General features: G+C 70.1%; 23 protein-coding genes and 1 riboswitch. Of the genes, 8 read left to right on the forward strand and 15 right to left on the reverse strand.

Annotated elements, in window-relative coordinates:
• The first annotated feature begins 32 nt into the window (after positions 1 to 32).
• Positions 33 to 767: a cobalt-precorrin-6A reductase gene (locus ASF34_RS12925; RefSeq protein WP_200913274.1), complete on the forward strand. Its 735-nt coding sequence runs from the start codon at positions 33 to 35 to the stop codon at positions 765 to 767.
• A 170-nt stretch (positions 768 to 937) separates the two neighbouring features.
• Here ASF34_RS12925 and cobJ read toward each other — a convergent pair whose 3' ends face one another.
• The 10 genes from cobJ to ASF34_RS12975 form a co-directional block, all read right to left on the reverse strand.
• Positions 938 to 1,693 carry a precorrin-3B C(17)-methyltransferase gene (gene cobJ / locus ASF34_RS12930; RefSeq protein ID WP_056161519.1) on the reverse strand — a complete coding sequence of 252 codons (756 nt, stop codon included), beginning with the start codon at positions 1,691 to 1,693 and terminating at the stop codon, positions 938 to 940.
• Complete coding sequence (locus ASF34_RS12935; protein WP_056161521.1) at positions 1,690 to 2,481, reverse strand: precorrin-2 C(20)-methyltransferase; 792 nt, start codon at positions 2,479 to 2,481, stop codon at positions 1,690 to 1,692. The genes cobJ and ASF34_RS12935 overlap by 4 nt, the downstream gene beginning before the upstream one ends.
• On the reverse strand, positions 2,481 to 3,113 hold the full coding sequence (locus ASF34_RS12940) for a precorrin-8X methylmutase (protein ID WP_056161523.1): 633 nt from the start codon (positions 3,111 to 3,113) through the stop codon (positions 2,481 to 2,483). The genes ASF34_RS12935 and ASF34_RS12940 overlap by 1 nt, the downstream gene beginning before the upstream one ends.
• Positions 3,110 to 4,438: a precorrin-3B synthase gene (gene cobG, locus ASF34_RS12945; protein ID WP_056161525.1), complete on the reverse strand. Its 1,329-nt coding sequence runs from the start codon at positions 4,436 to 4,438 to the stop codon at positions 3,110 to 3,112. The genes ASF34_RS12940 and cobG overlap by 4 nt, the downstream gene beginning before the upstream one ends.
• Positions 4,435 to 7,917 (reverse strand): cobaltochelatase subunit CobN, encoded by a 3,483-nt coding sequence (gene cobN, locus ASF34_RS12950; RefSeq protein ID WP_056161527.1) that lies wholly within the window; start codon positions 7,915 to 7,917, stop codon positions 4,435 to 4,437. The genes cobG and cobN overlap by 4 nt, the downstream gene beginning before the upstream one ends.
• Before the next feature lie 13 nt (positions 7,918 to 7,930).
• Positions 7,931 to 8,716 carry a DUF4349 domain-containing protein gene (locus ASF34_RS12955; RefSeq protein WP_244478988.1) on the reverse strand — a complete coding sequence of 262 codons (786 nt, stop codon included), beginning with the start codon at positions 8,714 to 8,716 and terminating at the stop codon, positions 7,931 to 7,933.
• Positions 8,717 to 8,859: 143 nt separating this feature from the next.
• Positions 8,860 to 9,894 carry a cobalamin biosynthesis protein CobW gene (gene cobW / locus ASF34_RS12960; RefSeq protein ID WP_018045264.1) on the reverse strand — a complete coding sequence of 345 codons (1,035 nt, stop codon included), beginning with the start codon at positions 9,892 to 9,894 and terminating at the stop codon, positions 8,860 to 8,862.
• A complete protein-coding gene (locus tag ASF34_RS12965) occupies positions 9,891 to 10,313 on the reverse strand; it encodes a DUF1636 domain-containing protein (protein WP_056161530.1) in 423 nt (140 codons plus the stop codon). Before ASF34_RS12965 ends, cobW begins: the two co-directional genes overlap by 4 nt.
• On the reverse strand, positions 10,306 to 11,085 hold the full coding sequence (locus ASF34_RS12970; RefSeq protein ID WP_056161531.1) for a CbtA family protein: 780 nt from the start codon (positions 11,083 to 11,085) through the stop codon (positions 10,306 to 10,308). Before ASF34_RS12970 ends, ASF34_RS12965 begins: the two co-directional genes overlap by 8 nt.
• 30 nt (positions 11,086 to 11,115) lie before the next feature.
• Positions 11,116 to 11,292, reverse strand: a complete 177-nt coding sequence (locus tag ASF34_RS12975; RefSeq protein WP_018045261.1) for a CbtB domain-containing protein — start codon at positions 11,290 to 11,292, stop codon at positions 11,116 to 11,118.
• A 57-nt stretch (positions 11,293 to 11,349) separates the two neighbouring features.
• Positions 11,350 to 11,543, reverse strand: a riboswitch (cobalamin riboswitch).
• A gap of 106 nt (positions 11,544 to 11,649) precedes the next feature.
• Here ASF34_RS12975 and cobU point away from each other — a divergent pair.
• Both cobU and cobO read left to right on the forward strand, forming a co-directional pair.
• Positions 11,650 to 12,162 (forward strand): bifunctional adenosylcobinamide kinase/adenosylcobinamide-phosphate guanylyltransferase, encoded by a 513-nt coding sequence (gene cobU, locus ASF34_RS12980; protein ID WP_018045260.1) that lies wholly within the window; start codon positions 11,650 to 11,652, stop codon positions 12,160 to 12,162.
• Positions 12,159 to 12,779, forward strand: a complete 621-nt coding sequence (gene cobO / locus ASF34_RS12985) for a cob(I)yrinic acid a,c-diamide adenosyltransferase (RefSeq protein ID WP_056161532.1) — start codon at positions 12,159 to 12,161, stop codon at positions 12,777 to 12,779. Before cobU ends, cobO begins: the two co-directional genes overlap by 4 nt.
• A 13-nt stretch (positions 12,780 to 12,792) precedes the next feature.
• Here cobO and ASF34_RS12990 read toward each other — a convergent pair whose 3' ends face one another.
• Both ASF34_RS12990 and ASF34_RS12995 read right to left on the reverse strand, forming a co-directional pair.
• Positions 12,793 to 13,443, reverse strand: coding sequence for a hypothetical protein (locus tag ASF34_RS12990; protein ID WP_056161534.1), 651 nt, complete (start codon positions 13,441 to 13,443; stop codon positions 12,793 to 12,795).
• The gene (locus tag ASF34_RS12995; protein ID WP_056161536.1) at positions 13,440 to 13,853 is read right to left on the reverse strand and encodes a RusA family crossover junction endodeoxyribonuclease; all 414 of its coding nucleotides are present in this window, start codon (positions 13,851 to 13,853) and stop codon (positions 13,440 to 13,442) included. The genes ASF34_RS12990 and ASF34_RS12995 overlap by 4 nt, the downstream gene beginning before the upstream one ends.
• Positions 13,854 to 13,944: 91 nt before the next feature.
• Here ASF34_RS12995 and ASF34_RS13000 point away from each other — a divergent pair, with 91 nt between their 5' ends.
• The 3 genes from ASF34_RS13000 (at position 13,945) to ASF34_RS13010 (ending at position 17,584) form a co-directional block, all read left to right on the forward strand.
• Positions 13,945 to 14,667, forward strand: coding sequence for a hypothetical protein (locus ASF34_RS13000; protein ID WP_244478989.1), 723 nt, complete (start codon positions 13,945 to 13,947; stop codon positions 14,665 to 14,667).
• A 57-nt stretch (positions 14,668 to 14,724) separates the two neighbouring features.
• Positions 14,725 to 16,185, forward strand: a complete 1,461-nt coding sequence (locus ASF34_RS13005) for a cobyric acid synthase (RefSeq protein ID WP_200913276.1) — start codon at positions 14,725 to 14,727, stop codon at positions 16,183 to 16,185.
• Positions 16,186 to 16,252: 67 nt separating this feature from the next.
• Positions 16,253 to 17,584 (forward strand): MFS transporter, encoded by a 1,332-nt coding sequence (locus ASF34_RS13010; protein WP_056161537.1) that lies wholly within the window; start codon positions 16,253 to 16,255, stop codon positions 17,582 to 17,584.
• A 4-nt stretch (positions 17,585 to 17,588) separates the two neighbouring features.
• Here ASF34_RS13010 and ASF34_RS13015 read toward each other — a convergent pair whose 3' ends face one another.
• Entirely contained in the window at positions 17,589 to 18,581 is a 993-nt protein-coding gene (locus ASF34_RS13015; RefSeq protein ID WP_018045253.1) for a DUF3616 domain-containing protein, read from the reverse strand.
• A gap of 110 nt (positions 18,582 to 18,691) precedes the next feature.
• A complete protein-coding gene (cbiB, locus tag ASF34_RS13020; RefSeq protein WP_056161541.1) occupies positions 18,692 to 19,693 on the reverse strand; it encodes an adenosylcobinamide-phosphate synthase CbiB in 1,002 nt (333 codons plus the stop codon).
• 44 nt (positions 19,694 to 19,737) lie between these two features.
• On the opposite strand from cbiB, the gene cobD reads away from it, so the two are divergent.
• Positions 19,738 to 20,757, forward strand: a complete 1,020-nt coding sequence (cobD, locus tag ASF34_RS13025; RefSeq protein ID WP_056161542.1) for a threonine-phosphate decarboxylase CobD — start codon at positions 19,738 to 19,740, stop codon at positions 20,755 to 20,757.
• On the opposite strand, the gene ASF34_RS13030 is transcribed toward cobD, so the two are convergent.
• The gene (locus ASF34_RS13030) at positions 20,758 to 21,945 is read right to left on the reverse strand and encodes an MFS transporter (protein WP_056140130.1); all 1,188 of its coding nucleotides are present in this window, start codon (positions 21,943 to 21,945) and stop codon (positions 20,758 to 20,760) included.
• Positions 21,946 to 22,319: 374 nt separating this feature from the next.
• Between ASF34_RS13030 and ASF34_RS22325 the strand changes: the two genes are divergently transcribed.
• Positions 22,320 to 22,514, forward strand: coding sequence for a hypothetical protein (locus tag ASF34_RS22325; RefSeq protein WP_082472996.1), 195 nt, complete (start codon positions 22,320 to 22,322; stop codon positions 22,512 to 22,514).
• Positions 22,515 to 22,598 lie beyond the last annotated feature (84 nt).

Genomic DNA, 22,598 nt, shown 5'->3' on the forward strand with positions numbered 1-22,598 from the left:
GGACAAGGTTGCCGGATAGGGAGAGGGCGACGATGCGAGTTCTGATCCTCGGCGGCACCACCGAGGCGAGCGCTCTTGCGAAGGGGCTCGATCCGCGGATCGACGCCACCTTGTCGCTGGCCGGCCGCACCAGCGCACCGAAGCGCGAGCCGGTACGCACCCGAATCGGTGGCTTCGGCGGAGCTGAGGGCCTCGCCGCCTGGATCGCCGAGAATCGGATCGACGTGGTGATCGACGCCACGCACCCGTTCGCGGCACGGATCGGCCGCAACGCGGCGCTTGCCTGCGAGCGGACCGGTGTGGCGCTCCTCGCCATCCGCCGCCCGGCCTGGGAGCGGAGGCAGGGAGATCGCTGGACCGAGGTCGAGACCATGTCGGAGGCCGTCCTCGCCCTCGGCGAGACGCCCCGGCGGGTGTTCCTGACGATTGGCCGCCTCGAAGTCGGCGCCTTCGCGACTGCCCCGCAGCACGATTACATCGTCCGCGCCATCGAGCCGATCGGCGACGCCCTGCCGGTGCCACGCCTCACCGAGATCGCCGCACGCGGTCCCTTCGGTGAGGCCGCCGAGATGACGTTCCTCGCCGAGCGGCGGATCGACATTCTGGTCACCAAGAATTCCGGCGGCCCCGCCACCTACGGCAAGATCGCCGCAGCCCGCGCGCTCGGTCTGCCGGTGGTGATCGTGCGCCCGCCCGATAAGCCGGATGTCGACAGCGTGCCGGATGCCGAGGGCGCGTTGGCGTGGCTGCGCGCACGTGAGGGCTAAACCGGGATGCGCGCGCATTCCCCTCCCCCCTTTGCGGGGGAGGGTGGCCCGCGAAGCGGGTCGGGAGAGGGGAGCGCCATCTCCGGAGAGGTCGCCCCCTCTCCCGCCTGCTCCGCAGGCACCCTCCCCCGCAGGGGGGGGAGGGTTCGAAACGATCCGACCGTCCACCCTCACGCCGGCACGCTGCGCGGGGTGTAGACGAAGGGTGTCGCGTCACCGCGCGGGATCAGCCGGGTGGCGGATGCACCGATGATGACCATCGTGGCCATGTCCGCCTTGGTCTCACGCGCCTGCGCCAGGGTGAGGATCCGGATCGCCTCGTCCGGGCGGGAGACCGCGCGGGCGAAGATGACCGGCGTCTCCGGTGCGCGGTGTTCGGCGGCGAGACCGAGCGCGGCCCCGAGCTGCCAGGGTCGGGCCGACGAGATCGGGTTGTAGAGCGAGATCACCAAATCGGCCCGCAGCACCGCCTCCAGCCGGGCGGTGATGACCTCCCAGGGCTTGAGATTGTCCGAGAGGGACATCGCGCAGAAATCGCCGCCGAGCGGCGCGCCGAGGCGGGCGGCGGCCGCCAGCATCGCCGTGATGCCGGGCTCGACCGTGATGGAGAGGTGACGCCATTCCGGATCGCCGGTCTCCACGGCCTCGAAGATCGCCGCCGCCATGGCGAAGACCCCCGGATCGCCGCCGGACACCACCGCGACCCGGCGGCCGGAAGCGGCGAGCCGGAGCGCATGGCCGGCGCGGTCGATCTCGACGCGGTTGTCGGTGGCGTGTTTCGTCAGCCCCGGACGATCGGGCACGCGGGCGACGTAGGGGATGTAGCCGATGAGGTCCTGCGCCTGCGCCAGGGCCTCGCTCGCCGCCTGGGTGAGGAGACGCGGATCGCCCGGCCCGAGGCCAACGACCGTGACGGAGCCGGTCACGGGCGGCGCCCCTCGCCGGGCACCAGGACCATCGAGAAGTAGGGGGCGTCGTCGTCCGGCTTCTCGGCCAGCGCGATCACCTTCTCGCCGGCCATGGTGCCGCGTTCCACATAGACCGCGCGGTCGAGGAGGCCGGTCTCGGCCAGGGCGCGGCGCACCTTCGGCAGGTGGCGGCCGAGCTTCATGATGACGGCGGCGTCTGTGATGCGCAGGCGCTCCACCAGGGCGTCATGGCCCAGCGTCGCCGGCAGGATCGTCAGCACGTCGTCGCCCCAGGTGATCGGGGTTCCGGCCCTGGTCCAGCAGCCCGACATGCCGGTCACGCCGGGCACCACCTCTACCGGGAAACGGTCCTTCAGGCGGCGCCACAGATGCATGAACGAGCCGTAGAAGAACGGATCGCCCTCCGACAGGATCGCCACGTCCCGCCCGGCCCCGAGATGGTCGGCGATCCGCGTCGCCGCATCGTCGTAGAAGGACGCGAGGGCGGAGACGTACTCGCCATGCTCGGGGGGAAGCTCGGTGGTGTAGGGATAGACCAGCGGCATCTCGCGGGCCGGGTCGCGCATCACCGCGTCGGCGATGGTGCGGGAATTGCCGCGCCGGCCCTTCTTGCAGAAATGCACCAGAACCGGAGCCTCGGCCAGGAGCTTCATGGCGCGAACGGTGAGATAATCCGGGTCGCCCGGCCCCATGCCGACGCCGTAGAGCGTGCCAGTGGTGACCTGTCGCGGGATCTCGGTGACGTCCGCCGGCTCGGCGGGGGGAAGCCGCTCGCTCGAATCCATCATTCGATCTCGTTGGCGAGGGCGTTGATTGCGGAGGCGGTCATGGCGCTGCCGCCTCGCCGGCCGTGGACGACGATGAAGGGCACCCGACCGTCGCGGGCAAGGGCCTCCTTCGATTCGGCGGCCCCCACGAAACCGACGGGGATCCCGATGACCGCTGCCGGCGGGGCGACGCCTTCATCGAGCAGTTCGAGCAGCCGGAACAGGGCGGTCGGGGCGTTGCCGACGGCGACGATGCTGCCGGGAAGATGCTCGCGCCAGAGTTCCATGGCGGCGGCCGTGCGGGTCGTGTTCATCTCGGCGGCGAGGCCGGGCACGCGCGGGTCGGTGAGGGTGCAGATCACCCGGTTGTCGGCGGGAAGACGCGAGCGGGTGACACCGTCGGCGACCATGCGCACATCGCACAGGATCGGTGCCCCGGCCTTGAGCGCGGCCTCGCCGCTGGTGGCGAAATCCTCGGAGGCTTCCACGTCCTTGGGCAGGTCGGTCATGCCGCAGGCATGGATCATCCGCACGACGACGCGTTCGGCGGTGCCGGAAAAGCGGGCGAGGTCGGCCTCGGCGCGGATCATGGCGAAGGAGCGGGCGTAGATCGCCTGTCCGTCGCGCAGATAGTCGAGGCGCGAACTCATGGGGATGTCCTGAAAGCGTGGGCGAGGGGTTCGGGATAGGCCGGATCGGCCCTCCTTACGCGCTCCAGCGCCGCGTCGAAAGTGAGGAGGGCCGCCGGCAACGCATCGGGCCGGCCGTCGAGGACGATGCCGTAGAGGCCGTCTTTTCCGACCAGGGTTAGCGAGGCGGCGGCGGGATGGGCGCAGCCCTTGGCGCAGCCCGACACATGGGCCGACAGCCCTCGCGCCGAAAAGGCCTCGAAGGCGTCGGCCAGTCGCGCCGCGTCGACAAGCGTCGTCGTCGAGCCGGAAGCGCAGGCTGGCGCTCCCGGACAGGCGGCAACCGCCCGCCTCGGATCGTCCGGCTCCGTCAAGAAGCCTGCCGCCGCGAGGATGGGTCGCACCGCCTCCGCCGCCGCCGCGTTGGGGGCAACAAGCAGAAACCCCCTCGTCGGCGAGAGCCGCAGTGGTGCCATCCCGAGATTTTCGGTCGCCTCGGCGAGGGAATCCAGGGCGTCCGCCGTGCAGCGGCCGAAGGGTGCGTCGACCAGGATGGCGATGGGCGACGCTTCGCTTGGGGGGGATGCGTGCTGCCCGCGAGCGGTGGGAAGACGTGAGTTCAGGGCAAGTAGGCCAGGACGCGGGAGCGATGCGACGGTCGGGGCCGTTGCAGGGCGCAGGCCGAGACCGAGCGCCAGGCCGCCTCTGTCTGCGGAGGATAGATCCCGCATCCGGCGTTGCCCGCTCTCCGCGAGCCGGCGCAGGGCGGCGTCGAGGACAGAATGCACGTCGTCGGCCGGGACATCCCACCAGCCCGCGTCGCCTGCGAGTTGCAACGCCAAGCCCTCCGCCGTGGCGACGAGGTGGCAATCGGGCTGAGCGGCGCCGAGGCAGGTGCCGTGCTCTGCCGCCTCGACGGCGACCAGTGCCTTGGGGGGCAGGCCCGGGATCGCCAGCCCGATCGCCTCGATCGCCCCGGCCAGGGTCGGAATGTCGATGGGCGTCGCTTCGAGGCCGGCGAGCGGCGCGGTCAGGGTGAGCCGCTGCGGCCCGCCGTCGCCACGCACGTCGTTGAGCGCAACTGCGCCGAGAGCCTCCGCGAGGCCGCAGCGGGTTGCCTCGGTGACGCCCCGGATCTGCAAATTGGCTCGCGCCGTCACGTCGATATGGCCGTTGCCGAAGCGGCGCGCGCCTTCCGCCACCGCGCGCGCCTGCGCCGGCGTAAGGATGCCCAGTGGTGGATGCACGCGGGCAAGCAGCCCGTCTCCCGTCGGCATCGGCCGGGCGAGGCTCGGGCACCAGCCCCGGCGCGCGGGCTCCGGCGAGACGCGGCGCGGCGCGCTCATTCGGCCGCCTCCGGCATCAGCTCGTCGGCGGCCATGGCGTTGCGGCGGGTGGTCCAGAGACCGCGCCGGCGCGCTTCGTCGAACCGTTCGAGGATAGCGCGGGCGGCATCGGGATTGGCCGCGCGCAGGGCATCGAACGTATCGAGATCGGCGATCATCGCGCCGTAGAGTAGGTCGAGATCGGCGTCGGAGATGGCGTCCGTGGCGGCGGCGAGGACGAACACCGCGTCGATCCCCTGTGCCAGTTCTTGGGCGCCGCGATAGCCGTGGCGCAACTGCGCCGCGATCCAGCGCGGGCTCGCGAGCTTGGCGCGGATGAGGCGCGCCGCATCCTCGCGGGCGGTACGCGCCTTGGGCTTTTCCGGATCGGCTACGTTGAGGCTGTAGAGCGCGGGAGCCCTCCCGCCGAGCGCGGCGGCGGCGGAGAACCCGCCCATGGCATCGACCGCGGCGTCGCCGTCGAGGAGGTCCCGTTCGGCCACGTCGAAGGCGTGGACATAGGCGTCGGCCTGCGCGACGCGGGCGGCAAAGCCGGCATCGGCCATGTCCTCGGTCCCGCCATAGGCGTGCGAGGTGGCGTCGAGATAGGCTCGGCCGAGATCGTCGCGGCTCTGCCATTGTCCGTCGAGGGCGAGTTCGCCGGCACCGGCGCCGTAGCGGCCTGGTGCTGCGCCGTAGACACGGGCGGGGGCCTCGCCCCGGCGGCGCGCGGCGGCGAGCGGGTTCTCGTCGTCTTCCTCTTCGCGCTCGGCGACGGCAGATGCCGCGCGGGCGAGGAGAGAGAGGGTCTCGGGAAAGGTATCGCGGAACGCGCCCGAGACACGCAGGGTCACGTCGATGCGCGGCCGGTCGAGAAGGGCGAGCGGCAACACCTCGAAACCGGTGACGCGGGTGGAGGCGTGGTCCCAGGTCGGGCGCACGCCCATGAGTGCCAGGGCATGCGCCACGTCCTCGCCGCCGGTGCGGAGGGTCGGCGAGGCCCAGAGATCCATGACGATGCGGGCCGGGTAGTCGCCCTCGTCCTGCAGGTAGCGCCGGACCACCGCATCGGCGGCTTTCGCGCCGAGCAGCGTGGCGGCCCGCGTCGGCAGGCTGCGTGGATCCAGCGTGGTGAGGTTGCGCCCCGTGGGCATCACGTCGGTCCGACCGCGCGAGGGCGAGCCGGCGGGGCCGGGGGGAACGAAGCGTCCGTCGAGGGCCGCCAGCAGCCCCTCGCGCTCGGCGGACGCGCAGGCTTTCACAGGGGCCGGCGCGTCGTCCGGTGCCGATCCGAACACGTGGAGTCCGTCGCGGGTGGTCACCTCGCCGAGGTCGCACAGATGCGCGTCGAGGGCGGTGAGCGCGTCGGCCATGGGCGTGTCGGCGTCGATCCCGGCGCCGGACAGAAGACCGGCATCGGCCGCATCGTCGAGGATCGCGCGGGCGATGATCTCGGCCCGCCGCGGATCGAGCACGCTGGCCGAGGAGTATTCCTCCACGAGTTCGCGCAGCCGCGCGGCCTCGGGGGTCAGGCCGGCGCATTCGGTCTGGGGCGTCAGGTGGCCGAGCGCGATGCCACCGAGCCGACGCTTCACGGGGGCCGCCTCGCCGGGATCGTCGACGATGAAGGGGTAGATCACGGGCAGATGCCCGATCGCCCGCGCCGGCCAGCAGGCCGGCGACAGGGCCACCGCCTTGCCGGGCAACCATTCGGTGGTGCCGTGGGTGCCGAGGTGGACCAGGGCGTCGAACCCCTCCCGCAATCCGAGATGGAAGGCGAGGTAGGCATGGGTCGGCGGCTCGTCGGGGTCGTGATAGCCGGCCTTGCGGTCGGCCGCCCGGCCACGGTCGGGCTGAAGAAAGACGGCGAGACGTCCTCTCATCCAACCAATGACCTCATCCTGAGGTGCCGCATCAGCGGCCTCGAAGGAGGCTTCCAGATCTCTCTGAGGCAACTGGAAGCCTCCTTCGAGGCCGGCGCTGCGCTCCGGCACCTCAGGATGAGGTCGTGGGGGGGGAGCAATAGTGGCCACGACCATCGGGAAGCGGAACGCCCCATCGACACAGACCGGGTCGGCCTCCGGCTCGCCCCAGCGTCGATCGAGCGTGTCCCGCTCGTCCGGTGACAGTGTGAAGAGCCAGTCGCGATAGGCCGCGAGCGGCACCGCGAAGGTCGGAGCCTCCTTCGTCAGCGCGTGCATCAGAGCGTCCGGCTCCGGCAGGTGGCCCACCGCATAGCCGGCCCGCCGCAGCGTCTCCGTAATGATTCCCGCGCTCGCCGGCGTGTCGAGCCCGACGGCGAAGCCGGCCCGGCCGCCACGGGCAGGGTAGTCGGACAGGACCAGGGCGAGGCGACGCGTTGCGCGCGGCCGGTGTTTCAGCGCCACCCAGGCCGATGCGCGGTCGGCCAAGGCGGCGATGCCAGCCGGGAAGGGCATGGCCCGGCGCTCGCTGAACCCGTCGAGTTCCGGCCCGTCCTCCTTGAACGAGATCGGGAAACCGGAGAGCCGGCCGTCGAATTCGGGAAGCGCCACCTGCATGGCGAGGTCGGCGGCGTTCATGCCCCGCGCCGAAGCCTCCCAGGCCTCCCGTGAGGCCCCGATCGTGTAGGCTTGAAGGATGGGCGCGTCGGCGCCATCGAGGACGAAGCCGTCATCCTCCCGCGCCGAGAAGGCCGTTGCCGCGATGACGATGTCCGGGCTTCGTGCGGCCAGAGCTTCCCGCACGGCATCGAGGGCGAGCGCGTCCTTGAGGCTTGCGACCGCGAGGGTGGCGGCACCGATGCCGCGCTCACCGAGGGCTGCGATGAGGTCGGCCACGGGCCGGGTGTCGCCGCCGAGCACCGCCGACCGATAGACCAGGATGAGGGCGAGGGGGCGGTTCTTCCCGGCTGCGGCGAGGGCGGTCTCGTGTGCGACCGGTCCGCAACCCGGGCACCAGGCGAAGCCGCGCGGCAGGGCGACAGGCGGCAGCGCGTCGACCGCGTGCCCGATCTCCAGGGAGAGGCGCCGGATCATCCGGCGCAGGTTGTCGGACCCGCCCGCGCGGCAATAGCCCTCGAGTGTCTCCACCAGTTCGGGAGCCACCGTCGAGAAGGCGGTGAGGCGGGGATCGGGCTTGTCGCAGCCCGGAATGACGGCGAGCTTCACGCCGTTCGCGCGAGCCGCGGCGGCGGCGCGCTCGACGCCGTAGCGCCAGTAATCGAGGCCACCGAGGCAGCGGATGACCACGACTTTCGACCGCGCGATGACGTTGTCCACGAAGAGATCGACGGACATCGGATGGCGCAGCCGCGCCAGCTTGGCGAGGCGGAGCGTCGGGACGTCGCTCGCCGACGAGTCCCGTGCCGCCGCCTCCCGCTCGGCCGCATGCGCGCCGGCCATGCCGGAGAGATCCGAATCCGTGAAGGACAGGAACACGATGTCGCCGGGCGCCTGGCCCAGATCGATGGCGGCTTCGCCTTCGTCGAGGGAGACCGTGTCGATTCGGATCAGATGCATGGGCGGCGCGCCGTCATGGCTGTGCCCTGGAGGACGTCCGCTCGGTCATGGCGCTTCGGCGGCCGCGCCGGCGCCACAGCGCGCGAAGGAGAAGCACGCCGATCAGCACCAGCGGCAGCCAGGGCAGGCCGGCGACGACGAAGCGCAAGGCCGATCCGGCGCTCGCGCCGAAGGTCTGGCCCGCCTGATCCCAGGCTTCCTCCACGGGGGCGAGGGGCCCGGCGCGCGCCTCGTCGGAGCGCAGGGCGACGGAGACGAGCTCCGTGTCGACGCGTTGGCTCAGGCCGCGCTGCTTGGCATCGGCTTCCTCGATCTGCGACTGAACCTGCGCCAATTCCTGCGCGATGCGGATCAGATCCTCCACGCGCGGGTCGGGCCGTGCGGCGATCGCATCGAGCCGGGCGCGATAGGCGGTGAGCTGGGCCAAGCGCCGGCCCCCATCCTCAATGGCGTCCGTCAGGTCGTCGGCACGCGTCGACTGGCTCCGGAGCACGACGTCGCCCGTCGCCTCGCCGGGCAGGGGCGACGTGACGAAGGCCATGAAGGGAGCGACGGATTCATGCGGCAGTCGGACCTGGACCTGCGCCTGCGGACGGCCCGCAGGCCTCCGGCCATCGTCGATGGATGCAGCGACGAGGACGCATTTCAGGGCCGCCTCGTTCAGGCAGCGGTCGCGGGCCGCCTCGAAATGCGCGTTCACCCGCTGGGGCGGCAATCCGATGGTCAGCTCGTGGGTATAGGCGAGCTTCGCATCGCCCGTCTGGGCGAGAGGGCGAGCCACCGGAGAAAGGCGTGCCATCGCCCGGCTGTCCGAGGCCTGAAACTCCGGTTTGGGCGGACGTGAATCCGAGCACCCACCGATCGCCGCGAGAGCCGCCAGGCCGGACGCGACCACGAGGCCGCGGCACCCGCGCGCCGGGATCCGTCGGGCGGTCAACGCGCTCACCCCGCCAGGGCGGCTGCCACCGCCCCCTGGTCGAAACCCTTCAGCCCGATGACCACGAGCCGGCCGTCGCGGTTCTCGCTCGCCCGCCAGGGGCGGTCGTAATGATGGGCGATGCGGGCGCCGACGCCCTGGACCACGAGGCGCATCGGCTTGCCGGTGACCTCGGCGAAGCCCTTGATCCGCAGGACGCCGCTGGTCTCAGCGGCGCGGGCGACGCGGGCGGCCAGATCCTCGGCGCTCGCCGTGGCAGGCACGGCAATGGCCACGGAGTCGAAATCGTCGTGATCGTGATCCTCGCCCTCGCCGTGATGGGAGGGGCGGGCGTCGAGATCGTCCTCGGCGGCGGCGCCGAGACCGAGGATCACGCGCGGATCGAGGCGGCCATGCTCGGACTCGACCATCTTCACCGCGCGCGGCAGCTGGCGCTCCACCTCGGCGCGGACCTTGGCCTTTCCGGCCTCGTCGAGGAGGTCGGCCTTGTTCATGACCACGAGATCGGCGCAGAGGAGCTGGTCCTCGAACACCTCTTCCAGCGGGTTGTCGTGATCGACGCTGGCATCGTCGGCGCGCTGGGCGGCGAGGGCCGCCGGATCGTCGGCGAAGAAGCCGGCCGCCACGGCCGGTCCGTCGATCACCGCGATCACCCCGTCCACGGTCACCCGCGAGCGGATCGCCGGCCAGTGGAAGGCCTGGACCAGGGGCTTTGGCAGAGCGAGGCCGGACGTCTCGATGAGGATGTGCTCGGGCGGGTCGGCCCGGTCGAGCAGCTTGTTCAGGGCCGGCACGAAATCGTCCGCCACGGTGCAGCAGATGCAGCCATTGGCCAGTTCCACGATGTCCTCGTCCTGGCAACCCTCGATGCCGCAGGCGGCCAGGAACGATCCGTCGAAACCGATATCGCCGAACTCGTTGACGATGATGGCGAGCCGACGACCGCCGGCATTCTCCACGAGGTGACGCACCAGGGTCGTCTTGCCGGCTCCGAGGAAGCCGGTGACGATGGTGCAGGGGATCTTCTCGACGATGCTCATTCGGCGGCGTCCGAAATTCTGTCCGCGCGCGGCGGAGGAAACGGGGGAATGCGGGCGACGACGCCTTTGCGGAACGCTTCCGGCCGTGCCTTCCAGGGCACGATGCCGTCGGGCGTCTCCGCGTACAGGCCGATGCCCGCGAGGATGGTTCTGGCCGATTCGACCGGGTCGAGATCGCCGTAGACGTAGGTCCAGCGGCCTTCGGACGCCACGGCGACCGTGCAGGGTCGCTTGCAGACCGAGAGGCAATCCACGCTCTCGACGGCGATGCCCTCGATCGCTGCTTCCGTCACCACTTCGCGCAGTGCCGAGACGAGGCGGGCCCCGGCGCGGGGCTCGGACGTGTCGCCGGCCGTGCGACAGGTGGCGCAGACGTAGAGTACGACCGCGCTGCCGGCCGGGATGTCCTCGTCAGGCATGCGACGTCGCCGGGTTCTTGCGCCCGACGCTGTTCCAGGCCCAGCCGAAGGCGAGGCCGATCACCGCCCAGAACACGAAGGCGATGCCCAGCGACCGAGCGGCGAATTGGGCCGCGTAGCCCGGGGGCAGGGCGGAGGCGGCGTGACTCGTCTCCGGAGCGCCTGCCAGATGCGGTGCGACGAGGAGCACGATCCCTCCGGCGATGGCGATGGGGGAGCGGCGGATCGCGATGAGGTAGAGCCCCATGGCGGTGGCGGCCGCAGTCATGATCCACCAGAACTGGCGTTCGGCGAGCGGAGCTGCCTCCATGCCGGGCAATTCCGGCGGCAGGCCGAGGGCCGGGGCGAGAGCCACGGCGAGGAACCCCGCGACGGCGAAGCGCAGGCCGGTTTCCGGGCTCGGCTCCCGCCCGCAGGCGATGAGAGCCGCGCCCAGCAACAGGGCATAGCCGACGCCGCCGACGAGGGTGGCGAGGGCGGTGAAGACCATACGGGGCAGGCCGGGCCCGGGCTGCCAGGCCGGTGCGACCTCGCCGCCTTCGACACCGTCCGTCTTGCCGCCATGGTCGTGGCCCGAATGGACGGGCACGATGAGGGAGGCCGGCGAGGCGCCGCGCGGCATCCACTGCGCGGCCGGCGCAGTGGCTTCGCCGCTCTCGTAACGCTCGGCCGCGATGATCAGTGGCGAGGTGAGGGCGAACTGCAAGCCCGTGGCGACGACAGCCGCCAGGAAGCCGGCGACCAGGGCCGCCGACACGAGTCGGATCATCATGGAATCAGGTCCTGACTGAGCGCGTGGCGGTCAGTGGCAGGGGAAATTCTGGGCGTGCCGGAAATCGTGGGCCGCGTTGTGCAGCGCCATCGCCGGGGCGAAGCCGGCCATGAAGACGAGCCCGAGGCCGAGGAAGGCGGCCATGAGCACCGCGCCGAGACGCTCGTTGCTGCGGGTGCCGGTGAGGACGAGGGTGTTGGTGGTCATCGTGTCAGGTCTCCGGCCGCCCCGCCGGCGGCGTTCGAGGATCGAGCGGGAGGACGATTAGGTCCCCTTCGGAAGGCAGGTCTCCTGGCTCGCGGGTCATCCGGTCCTGCCGCCTTCCCGGATCGCTCCGGTGGCCGATGGCAGGCCCGTCTCCGCTCACAGTTGCGGGGGCAGCTGCGGTTTCAGGCGCGAGCCCTCACCGCATTCCCTTTTCACCCCGTCGCCGGGGCACCGTCCGAACCTCGCTTCTACGCGCTCGCGCGACCGCTGACAACGCGCCGCCAAAGCGTTTTACCGGCTTTGACGGGGCAGGGCGGTTTCGCGCTAAAGGGAGCCATGCGGCAGCCTTCCCCAAGAATGACACTGGTCCTCGGCGGCGCGCGCTCGGGCAAGAGCCTGCACGCCGAGCGCCTGATCGAAGCCTGCCCCGCGCCGTGGCTCTATCTCGCCACCGCGCAGGCCTGGGACGACGAGATGCGCGAGCGCGTCGCCCTTCACCGGTCGCGCCGCTCGCCCGATTGGATCACGCGGGACGTGCCGATCGACCTGGCCGAGGCCGTCGCTGCGGCGACCGGGCCGGTGCTGGTCGATTGCCTGACCCTGTGGCTCACCAACCTGATCCTGTCCGAGGCCGATACCGAGGCGGCGAGCGCCGCGCTGATCGAGGCCTGCGGCAGTGCGCCTGGCCCGGTGGTGCTGGTGGGCAACGAGGTCGGGCTCGGTATCGTGCCGGACAACGCGCTGGCCCGCCGCTTCCGCGACGCGGCCGGGCGCCTGCACCAGCGCCTCGCCGCACGGGCCGACCATGTGGTGTTCATGGTGGCGGGACTGCCGATGATCGTGAAACCCCAACCCGGAGCAGCCGCATGAGCGAGTCAGACACGAACGATCCGGAGGCCGAACGGCATCGCGAGAAGATGGAGAAGCGCAAGGCCGTCCAGGACGCCGAGGTCGCGGCCAAGACGATCGAGAAGGGCCTTCTCATCGTCAATACCGGCCCCGGCAAGGGCAAGACCACGGCCGGGCTCGGCCTCCTCCTGCGCGCCTTGGGCCATGGCTGGCGGGTCGGCGTGGTCCAGTTCATCAAGGGCGCCTGGGACACCGGCGAGAAGCACGCGCTGAAGGCTTTCGGCGACCAGATCGAATGGCATACGCTCGGCGAGGGCTTCACCTGGGAGACCCAGGACAAAGCCCGCGACATCGCGGCGGCCGAGCATGCCTGGGCCAAGGCCGAGGAATTGATGGCCGACCCGACCATCCGCCTCGTCCTCCTCGACGAGCTCAACATCGCCTTGCGCTACGATTACCTGCCCATCGACGCCGTGGTGGCGGCCTTCCGGGCGCGCCGGCCCGATCTCCACGTCATCGTCACCGGGCGCAACGCCAAGCCGGCCCTCATCGAGGCCGCCGACCTCGTCACCGAGATGGGCAGCGTGAAGCACCATTTCGCCGCCGGGGTGAAGGCGCAGGAGGGGATCGAGTTCTGACTACTGGGCGCGGTCAGGCCCCAGCGCCGACCGGCTGGTTCTCGTGGAGGACGAGCTTCAGCGTGGCGACGAAATCCTCCAGGGCGGTGCGATCGAGGTCGCGCTGCAAGGCCCCGTGGGCGACGGCGTTGCGCAGGTTCGCGATGGGACGAAGACGATCCGCCTCGTCCGGCGTCACGATGCCTTCGCCCGCGAGCTGCTCGATCAGCCGTGCGGGCGATTGAGAGTGTGACAGGCGGTTCGGAATCAAGGCCCGCCCGATGGCTTCGAAGGTCGACCAGCCTAGCAGCAGAGCCGCTTCCATCTGGCCGGCCGCGATGAGGGCCTCGACCTTCGTAATCGTGCGGTCGATGATGTCTGGCGTCACGCCGTCGATGGCGGGCACGCCGCCGCCGGAGCGGGCGTAGTAGATCCGAAGCTCCCAATCGGTGACACCGAGGAACCGGTCAGCGACCCTTTCCCGGCTTCCGGATCGCGTGCCATCCCGTACGATTTCGATCGCCAGATTCTTTGGTTTGCCAAGCGCGATGGCGTCTGGAATGTAGTCGCCCATGAAGGAGGGCAGAAGCTGGCGTGAAGGGTGAGTATAGACCTCGTAGCCGGCATCCGTAAGTGCCGGGATGATGAGGTCGAGGACCGGCCGTTCTGATTCCATGCCGCTCATGCCAGTTCCTCGAAGGGATCGTCCGAAAGCCTTACGTATAGGATCGGCTTCTGTGCCGACAGAGCCGCCGCCAGGACTGGGCTCGGCTGCGTGAAAGAAAAAACCCGCTGCGGTTCGAACTTCTGGATGACTACCCGTTCGATCTGGGAATCATCCATGTAGATATGCTGGTTGAGGGTATCGAGAACCAGTTTGACGATATTGTCCACGTCGCCCTGCACGGGGCCGACCGGGAAGTAGAACAGCGTCACGGCGAGTTTGCCCTCGCAGGCGAAGTGGTTCTCGGGCAAAGAGCCGTCGCTTGCTGCCCGGACCTTCTGCTTCCACTGCGATTTGGAACTCGGTCGGGCCGATTGGAACGAGACCGGTGTGCCGCTGACGAGGAACTCGATGGGAAAGATGAGCTCCACGAGAGATCACCTGGCGTCGCGGGCTTCGGTCCCGCAACTTATGCACGGCTTCGTCAACGTGTATAGTATGATTGTAAATCGCCCTTGGGTTGTGTCTCGTCGCTGCTTCCGGCGCTGCCTCGTTCCTCTCACGATTCTTCTGTCCGGTGCCGGTGCGGCATCCGCCCAATCCGTCACGTCCTGGCCGGACACCTATCTCGGCCGGGTCGAGGCGCTGGCGGTGATGGAGGGGCTGAATGCGCGGCTCCTGGCGGGCCGCAGCGCCACCGCGACGCTCGAAGGCTGGTGCTCCGAGCACGGCATGGCGACGGACCCGCGGCTCACGGCGACCCTCCTGCGCGATGTGGACAAGCCCGCCTCGGAAGAGACGCGCCGCCGCCTTGCCGCCGGACCCGACACCGTCCTGAAATACCGCCGCGTCCGGCTCGCCTGCGGCGACCACGTCCTGTCGGAGGCCGACAATTGGTATGTGCCGGAGCGGCTGACCCCGGAGATGAACCGCCTGCTCGAGACCACGGACACGCCGTTCGGCAGGGCGGTCCAGGCGTTGGGCACCACCCGCCAGACCATCGGGGCGGACCGTCTCTGGCAGCCCTTGCCGCCCGGTTGGGATCAGGCGGTCCCGCCGGATTCCGCCTGCGCGCCGCTCGCGATTCCGGACCGGCTGTTCAGCCATCGCGCCGTGCTGTTCACGGCCGAGCGGGTGCCGTTCTCGGAAGTGGTCGAGACCTACGCCTCCGCCATCCTCGATTTCCGCCGGGCCGTGCGGCCTGCCGATCCCGCCTGCGGCGCCGGCCCGCCGTCGCGGCCCTGACGCGGCCGTGCTAGGGCTCGCCGACGCCCCTCGGCACACCGGACGAGACCCGATCGCATGACCGCCCGCGCCTTCATGATCCAGGGCACCGGCTCGGATGTCGGCAAGTCGCTGATCGTGGCCGGCCTGTGCCGCGCCTTCACGCGGCGAGGCCTCGCCGTGCGGCCGTTCAAGCCGCAGAACATGTCCAACAACGCCGCCGTTACCGCCGATGGCGGCGAGATCGGTCGGGCTCAGGCGCTGCAGGCGCGGGCCTGCGGGGTGTCGCCCTCCATCCACATGAACCCGGTCCTGCTGAAGCCCCAGAGCGAGACCGGCTCCCAGGTGGTGGTGCAGGGACGGATGGTCGGCACCGCGAAGGCCCGAGACTATCAGGCCTGGAAGCCGCGCCTGCTGGCTTCCGTGCTGGAGAGTTTTTCACACTTGAAGGCTCAGGCCGATCTCGTGATCGTGGAGGGCGCCGGTTCGGCCTCCGAGGTGAATCTGCGGCGCGGCGACATCGCCAATATGGGTTTCGCGCGGGCCGCCGACACGCCGGTGATCCTGCTCGGCGATATCGACCGGGGCGGCGTCATCGCCAGTCTCGTCGGCACCAAGGCTGTGATCGACGCGGCGGATGCGGCCATGATCGCCGGATTTCTCGTCAACCGCTTTCGCGGCGATCCCAGCCTGTTCGCCGACGGCATGGACATCGTCGCCGCGGCGACCGGCTGGCCCGCCCTTGGGCTCGTGCCGCATTTCCCCGAGGCCGCGCGCCTGCCCGCCGAGGACATGCTCGGTCTCGCGGGTTCCGCGGCCACCGCCCGCACGCGGGTTCGCGTCGCGGTGCCGGTCCTGCCGCGCATCGCCAATTTCGACGACCTCGACCCGCTGCGGGCGGAGCCGGAGGTGGAGGTGGTGCTGGTCAGGCCCGGCGAGGCGATTCCGGGCGACGTCGCCCTGGTCCTACTGCCGGGCTCGAAGACCACGATCGACGATCTCGACGCCCTGCGCCGCGAGGGCTGGGACGTGGATATCCGCGCCCATATCCGGCGCGGTGGTCATGTGCTCGGGCTCTGCGGCGGCTACCAGATGATGGGCCGGACGTTGAGCGACCCGCACGGGATCGAGGGCGAGCCGCGCAGCGTTGCCGGGCTCGGCCTGCTCGACGTCGATACGGTGATGACGCCGCTGAAGCGGCTCGAAGCGGTGAGCGGCCGGACGCTGGCCGACGATCTGCCGTTCAACGGCTACGAGATGCATGTGGGCGACACGGCCGGTCCGGACACGGTGACGCCGCTGCTGCGCTTCGCCGACGGGCGGGCGGACGGCGCCGTCTCTGCCGACGGGCGGGTCAGCGGCACCTATGTCCACGGCCTCTTCTCCGACGACCGGCAGCGGGCCGCCTGGCTCGCGCGCCTCGGTGCGGCGTCTGACGGCCATTCCTACGAAAGCGGGGTCGAGCGCGTCCTTGACGAATTGGCGCGACACATCGAGGCCCATGTCGATTGCGACCGCCTGCTGGCGCTGGCGCGTTAGCGGTTTTGCGGCGTAGGCTCGCCCCGTAAGACCCCCGTTCGAGGGGCGAGCCTCGAGGAAACCGACGATGACGCCGCCCCCGCAGGTCGATGCGCGCCTCGCGCACGATACGGTCAGAACCGTCACGCTGCGGCTGATGCCGCTCCTTGGGCTGATGTACCTGATCGCCTATATCGACCGGCAGAACATCTCCTATGCCAAGCTCCAGATGGTCGGCGACCTATCCTTGAGTGAGACCGCCTATGGGCTCGGGGCGTCGCTGTTCTTCCTTGGCTATTTCCTGTTCGAGGTTCCCGCGAACGTCATCCTAGAGCGGGTCGGCGCGCGGCGCTGGTTTGCCCGGATCATGCTGACCTGGGGCGTGATCACGATCCTGCTCGGCTTCACCCAGAACACGGCGATGTTCTACATCCTGCGCTTCCTCCTCGGTGTGGCGGAGGCGGGGTTCTTCCCCGGCGTGCTGTTCGCGCTCACCCTGTGGTTTCCGCAATCGCACCGGGCCCGTATGATCGGCTGGTTCATGATCGCGAGCGCGCTCGCCAACGCGGTCGGCGCGGCCATCGGCGGCGCCCTCCTCGATCTCGACGGTCTCCTCGGCCTCAAGGGATGGCAATGGGTCTTCGTGGCGACGGGTATTCCGGCCCTGATCCTCGCCGTGGTGGTCCTGCGTATCCTGCCCGACGGGCCGGAACAGGCGCCGTGGCTGTCTCGCGAGGGGCGCGACTGGTTGGCCCGCACCCTTGCCTTCGAGCGCGAAACCGGGGGACAGGTGGAGCACGGAAACCCCTTTGCCGCGCTCCTCGACCGACGGGTCTGGATGCTGGCCTCGGTCTACATCGCCTTCCCCCTGGCGGCCTATGGCTTGAGCTACTGGCTACCCACCGTGGTCCGGAGCTTCGAGGTGTCGAACACCGTGAACGGCTTCATCAACATCATCCCCTGGCTGATCACGGCCGTCGCCCTGTGGTGGGTGCCGCGCCGGGCGGCCCGCTCGGGCGACCAGGTCTGGCACGTGGTGGTGCCGGGCCTCGTCGCAGCGCTCGCATTGGTGCTCAGCGTGGTGCTGCCGGGGGCGGTGCTGAAATTCGCCTGCCTCTGCGTGGCGGCGGCGGGGGTGTTCTCGGCCCAGCCTGTGTTCTGGTCCCTGCCCGCCACTTTCCTGAAGGGGGCGAGCGCCGCCGCCGGCATCGCCGCCATCAACTCGGTCGGCAATCTCGGCGGCTTCATCTCCCAGAATGCCGTGCCCTTCATCCGCGACCGCACCGGCAGCGACCTCGTCCCCATGTTCTTCCTGGCCGCCTGCCTCGCATGCGGCTCGAGCCTGATGTTCCTGGTGCTGTCCGCCCTGCGCCGGGACGCGGCGCGCCGGGGCGACGTCATCGCGCCGCGTCCGGCCTGACCCCTCAGGGCAGTGTGTATTCGAGCGGCCCGCCATCCTTGACGCTGTCGAACATGACGAGGATGCGCTTGTCGCCCAGCACCGCGACACCTTCCGCCTTGGCGCCCTTTTCCGCCCCGGTGAGACGTCCGATCGGCTCGAGCTTGGCGTTGACGGACGCGCCGGCTGCGAACAGGCTGTAGGGCACGTCGGTTTGTCCTTGAGCCGGCCCGGTGAGGACGAGGAGCCGCCCGTCGGGCAGTATGGCGAGATCGCGGATCCCGGCCCCGCGGCCGACGGAGAGCGGGATCACCTGCGGGGCCGCCTTGAGCGGCTCGTGCCCCTGCGCGAACAGAGCTCCCACATCCGCCTCGACGACGAAGGTCTTGCCGTCATGGGACGGCGCGCGCAGCCCGGCGAACAGCCGCGTCCCGTCGACGGCGACCCCCTCGATGTTGAGGCCGTTGGGCGTCGCGTCGCCGTCATCGGTCTGGAGATCCTGCGTGTAGTAGGCGCTGACCGTCTCCGCCAGTCCGAGCGCATCACCCAGGCGGTAGGTGGTCTCCACCGCATCCGGTCCCGCCGGTTCGCCGTTCGCGTCGACCCGGATGCGCGCCAGCACGAAGGTGGAGAGCTTGAACTTCGCCTTGCCGCGCGAGCAACCGTGCGAGCCGACCACGTAAAAGTAGGGAGCCGCATAGGCCACGCCTTCGCCGTCGAGATCGTCGAACTTGCCCTCTCCGCCGGAGCATCCGTTCTTCGAGGGCGGGGTTCCCAGCGTGTTCGGGCTCGGTCCCCCGCCGACCAGGTCGATATCGGCGCCCGGCGTGATCGTATGCCCCTCGATGGTGATGAACTGCGCGCCGGTATTCTCGTCGTTGACCACGAGGCAGCGGCGCTTGCCGTCCTTCTGCGGCATGCAGGCGATGCCGCTGATGTCTTTGGCGGGTTTGCCGTTTTTGCCGTTCAGACCGGACGTCATCGTGTAGGGCGGGTCCACCGGAACGAGGTCTCGCATGACGCCTCCCGCCGCGAGAGCCGGCGCGGCGGCTCCGTGGAAAAGCAGGATCGCCAGAAGACCAGTCCGTATCATTGCCCGCCCGCCCATAGGAATGTGAGTGATCTCAATTATATCAAAACAACCTTGAGTATAGATGCGCTGAGGACGATACATCCGAAAAGTATCGCGCAGGCGATGCGGTACAAGGCCAGCGCCCGTTCCACATCGCGCGGACCCGCCTCCGCCCGGCCATTGCCCATCCAGGCATCGTCCACGATATCGGCGCCGTACATGCGCGGCCCCGCCAGCCTCAGACCAAGCGCGCCCGCCATCGCCGCCTCGGGCCAGCCGGCATTGGGCGAGCGGTGACGGCCCGCATCGCGCCGGACGGCGTGGAACGCCCCCGCCGCCGAAGCTCCGGGATGGAGGAGGCACGCCGCTACGATCAACCCCGCCGAGAGCCGCGAGGCCGGGAGGTTCACGAGATCGTCGAGGCGGGCCGAGGCCCAGCCATAGGCCTCGTGTCGGGGCGTGCGGTGGCCGATCATGCTGTCGGCGGTGTTGATCGCCTTGTAGAGCGCCCCTCCCGGTAGGCCGCCGATCCCGATCCAGAATGCCGGGGCCACGATGCCGTCGGAGAAGTTCTCCGACAGGCTCTCGATGGCGGCGCGGCAGATGCCGGCTTCGTCGAGGCTCTCCGGGTTGCGCCCGACGATCATCGAGACCTCGCGCCGCCCGCCCGCCAGCCCTTCGGTGCGTAGGCCCCTGGCGACGCGGGCCACATGGTCGTGGAGGCTGCGTTGTGCCGGCAGACTCGCGCAGGCGAGGCCGAGGAGCAGCATGGCCGGGATTTGACCCGCAGCGGCGGCGAGCGCCGTTCCGGCGATGGACACCGCCGCGACCGTTCCCAGGAGGATGAGGAGACCGAGGATCCCCGCCGCGCGCCGCCGTCTCCCGCTGCCCGTATTGAGCGTCCGGTCGAGCCGGCCGATCAGGCGGCCGATCCAGGTGACAGGATGGCCCAGCGCCTTGTAGAGCCGGTCCGGATAGCCCGCCGCCGCCTCGATGGCGAGGGCGAGACCCAGCACCACGAGCGTGTCCGGCGGATGGGCGAGGGCGGTCCAGGTCATCTGTTCGGGAATGGGGTTCGGTGCGGCAGGGTGATGGAAGAGCAATGAGCGGGACGGAGGAGGCGAGCGGGCGTGGCGGGCCCATCGCCCATGGGGGCGATCTCGATGCCGCCCAGGCGCTGTTCCCGCATGCCGAGCGGCCCTGGATCGACCTCTCCACCGGGATCAATCCGGTCCCGTATCCCTGTCCGCCGTTGGAGGCCAGCGCGTTCCGGCGACTTCCCTCCCGCGCCGACCTGAACGCCCTGTGCGCCGCCGCCGCCCATGCCTACGGCGTCGCCGATCCGGCCCGAGTCGCGGCGGCGCCCGGCACGCAGATTCTCATCGAGACGCTGCCGCGCCTCAGGCCGCATTCGCGCGTGGCCGTCATCGGTCCCACCTATGGCGAGCACGAGGCGGCGTGGCTCCGGGGCGGACATGCCGTGACGTGGGTGCCCGATCCGGCCCAGGCCGAGGGGGCGGACGTCGTCGTCGTCGTCAACCCGAACAATCCCGATGGCCGGACCTGGGAAGCGGGCCGTCTCCTCGATCTGGCGGGACGGATCGCCGGGCGCGGAGGCTGGCTCGTCGTCGACGAGGCCTTCATCGACCTCGAAGCGGTGGAGTCCCTCGCACCGCGAGCGAGCTCCGGCCTGGTGGTGCTACGCTCCTTCGGCAAGACCTATGGCCTTGCCGGCATCCGTCTCGGCTTCGCCCTTGCCGAGCCGGCGCTCGCCCTGCGGATCGGCGCGGCGCTCGGACCCTGGGCGGTGCCGGGACCGGCGCTCGCCATCGGCCGGGCGGCGCTGTCCGATGGCGCCTGGCTGCGGGAGGCGGCCATCGATCGTCACGCCGACGCGCTGCGCCTCGACCGGCTGCTCGCCTGCCGGGGAGGGCGCATCGTCGGCGGCACGTGCCTGTTCCGCACGGCTGCGTTCGACGACGCGCCAAGTCTTTTCCGGCGCCTCGGCGAGGCCGGGATCTATGTCCGCCGGTTCGAGGCCAACCCGCACTGGCTGCGCTTCGGCCTGCCGGCCGACAAGGGCGAATGGTGCCGCCTGTCCCGCGTCCTCAAACCCGCCTGATCAAGCGGGCTTCGTCCGCGACCGGTCGAAGATCGCCACGAGGAGCCCCCCGCCCGAGAGCAGGGCGCCCACTGCGCAGACGCCCGGCCACCCCGCCATCAGGAACGCCTGCGAGCCGGCGAAGGCCCCCAGCGCCCCGAATACGAACATCACCGTGAACAGCACAGTGTTGACCCGGCCCCTCGCTCCGGGAACGAGGGCGTAGGCTCGGGTCTGATTGGCGATGAGCGCGCCGTTGAGGCCGATATCGATGAGCAGAACGCCGACGGCCACCGCCACCAGCGAGACCTCCCCCCCGAGCCAGAGGACGAGGAATGACGCGAGGACGAGAGCGGCGCCGGTGACGACCACCGGTCGGGCGCCCTTCCGGTCGGTATAGCGTCCGGAGAGCGGGGCGACGAAGGCGCCGCAGACCCCGATCACGCCGAACAGGCCGGCGCCGGCGGCGGTGAGATCGAAGGGCGGGGCCTCGACCAGGAGGGCCAGGGTGGCCCAGAACGCATTGAAGCTCGCGAAAAGAAGGCCCTGCGAGAGGCTGGCATTGCGCAGGATGGGCTGCGTCTTCACGAGATGCAGGATCGACAGCATCAGCGCGCGGTAGCGCAGCGGTTTGGTCTGCTTCGTCTTCGGTAGCGTCGCGGCCGCCACGGCGGCGATGACCAGGGCCACGACAGCGGCGGCGAAGAACACCGCGCGCCAACCGAAATGCGCGCCCACGAAGCCGCTCACCGTCCGGGCGAGGAGGATGCCGGTGAGCAGGCCCGTCATCACTTGGCCCACCATCCGGCCGCGGCTCTCGTCCGGCGCGAGCTCGGCCGCGAAGGGGACCGCCTGCTGAGCGGCCGAGGACAAAAAACCGATGAGGAGACAGGCGACCGTCAGGAAGGCGAGGGTCGGCGCGAGGGCGGCACCCAGAAGCGCCACGCTCAGGCCCAGCAATTGCGCCACGATGAGGGTCCGCCTCGGCCAGGCATCCCCGAGGGGCACGAGGCCGAGAATGCCGAGCCCGTAGCCCACGAGGCACGCGGTGGGAACGAGGAGGGCGGCACGCTCACCGAACTCGCTCACCAGAACCGCGAGGAGGGGCTGGTTGTAGTAGATGTTGGCGACGGCGCCCCCGGCGATCAGGGTCAGGCCGAAGCGCGCCCTGGCGGTGAAGCCGTGGCCGGAACCGGTGCCGGGCTGCATGCTCAGGCTCGCACCGGAGCGGCGCCGTCCGCCGTGCCAAGCCGATGGAAAAGCGATGAATTGTTCGTCATCCGGTGGGGCGGGTCCGTGAGCGACGGGATGGGTGTGCCTCCGGTTAGGGGCGCCAGCGCGCGGGGGCAACCCGTGGGCGCGCGAAATGGTCCCACGTCAGAGAGCGGGCCGCGACGGGCCACACCTTCCATCGGATGCGTCGATCCCCATATACGAATCGTTACCGGATAAAGACGTGGCGCGCCTCTGTGGCGAAGTCCCGCTTGGCAGGAGCCAAGTCGTTCTGTCACACTCCCGACCGTCGAGACGAGTCGGTCTTCAAGTCCAGGGGACAACACCGCGTATCGACAACGGAGTTTGGAATGCCGAATTACCGAGTCAGCTTCGCCAAGCAAATTCTCGGCGTGCCGTTCACGATCGGATGTGTCGAGATTTCACGGGCGCGTGATCCTCGCCGGGCTCAACGCGCGGCGGAACTTCGTTTCGCGCGCCAACATGGCGTCGAGGATTGGCGCGAGCGGGCCGATCGTGTTGCCATTGAGGCCGCTCAAGCCTGACACGACAGGTGGTCCGACCCGAAAGTGAGTACAGGACTTCGGGAAGACGGTTCTTGGGTCGTCGCTTCGTTTCCCCAACCCGCA

Source organism: Methylobacterium sp. Leaf106, assembly GCF_001422895.1.
Lineage (GTDB): Bacteria > Pseudomonadota > Alphaproteobacteria > Rhizobiales > Beijerinckiaceae > Methylobacterium > Methylobacterium bullatum.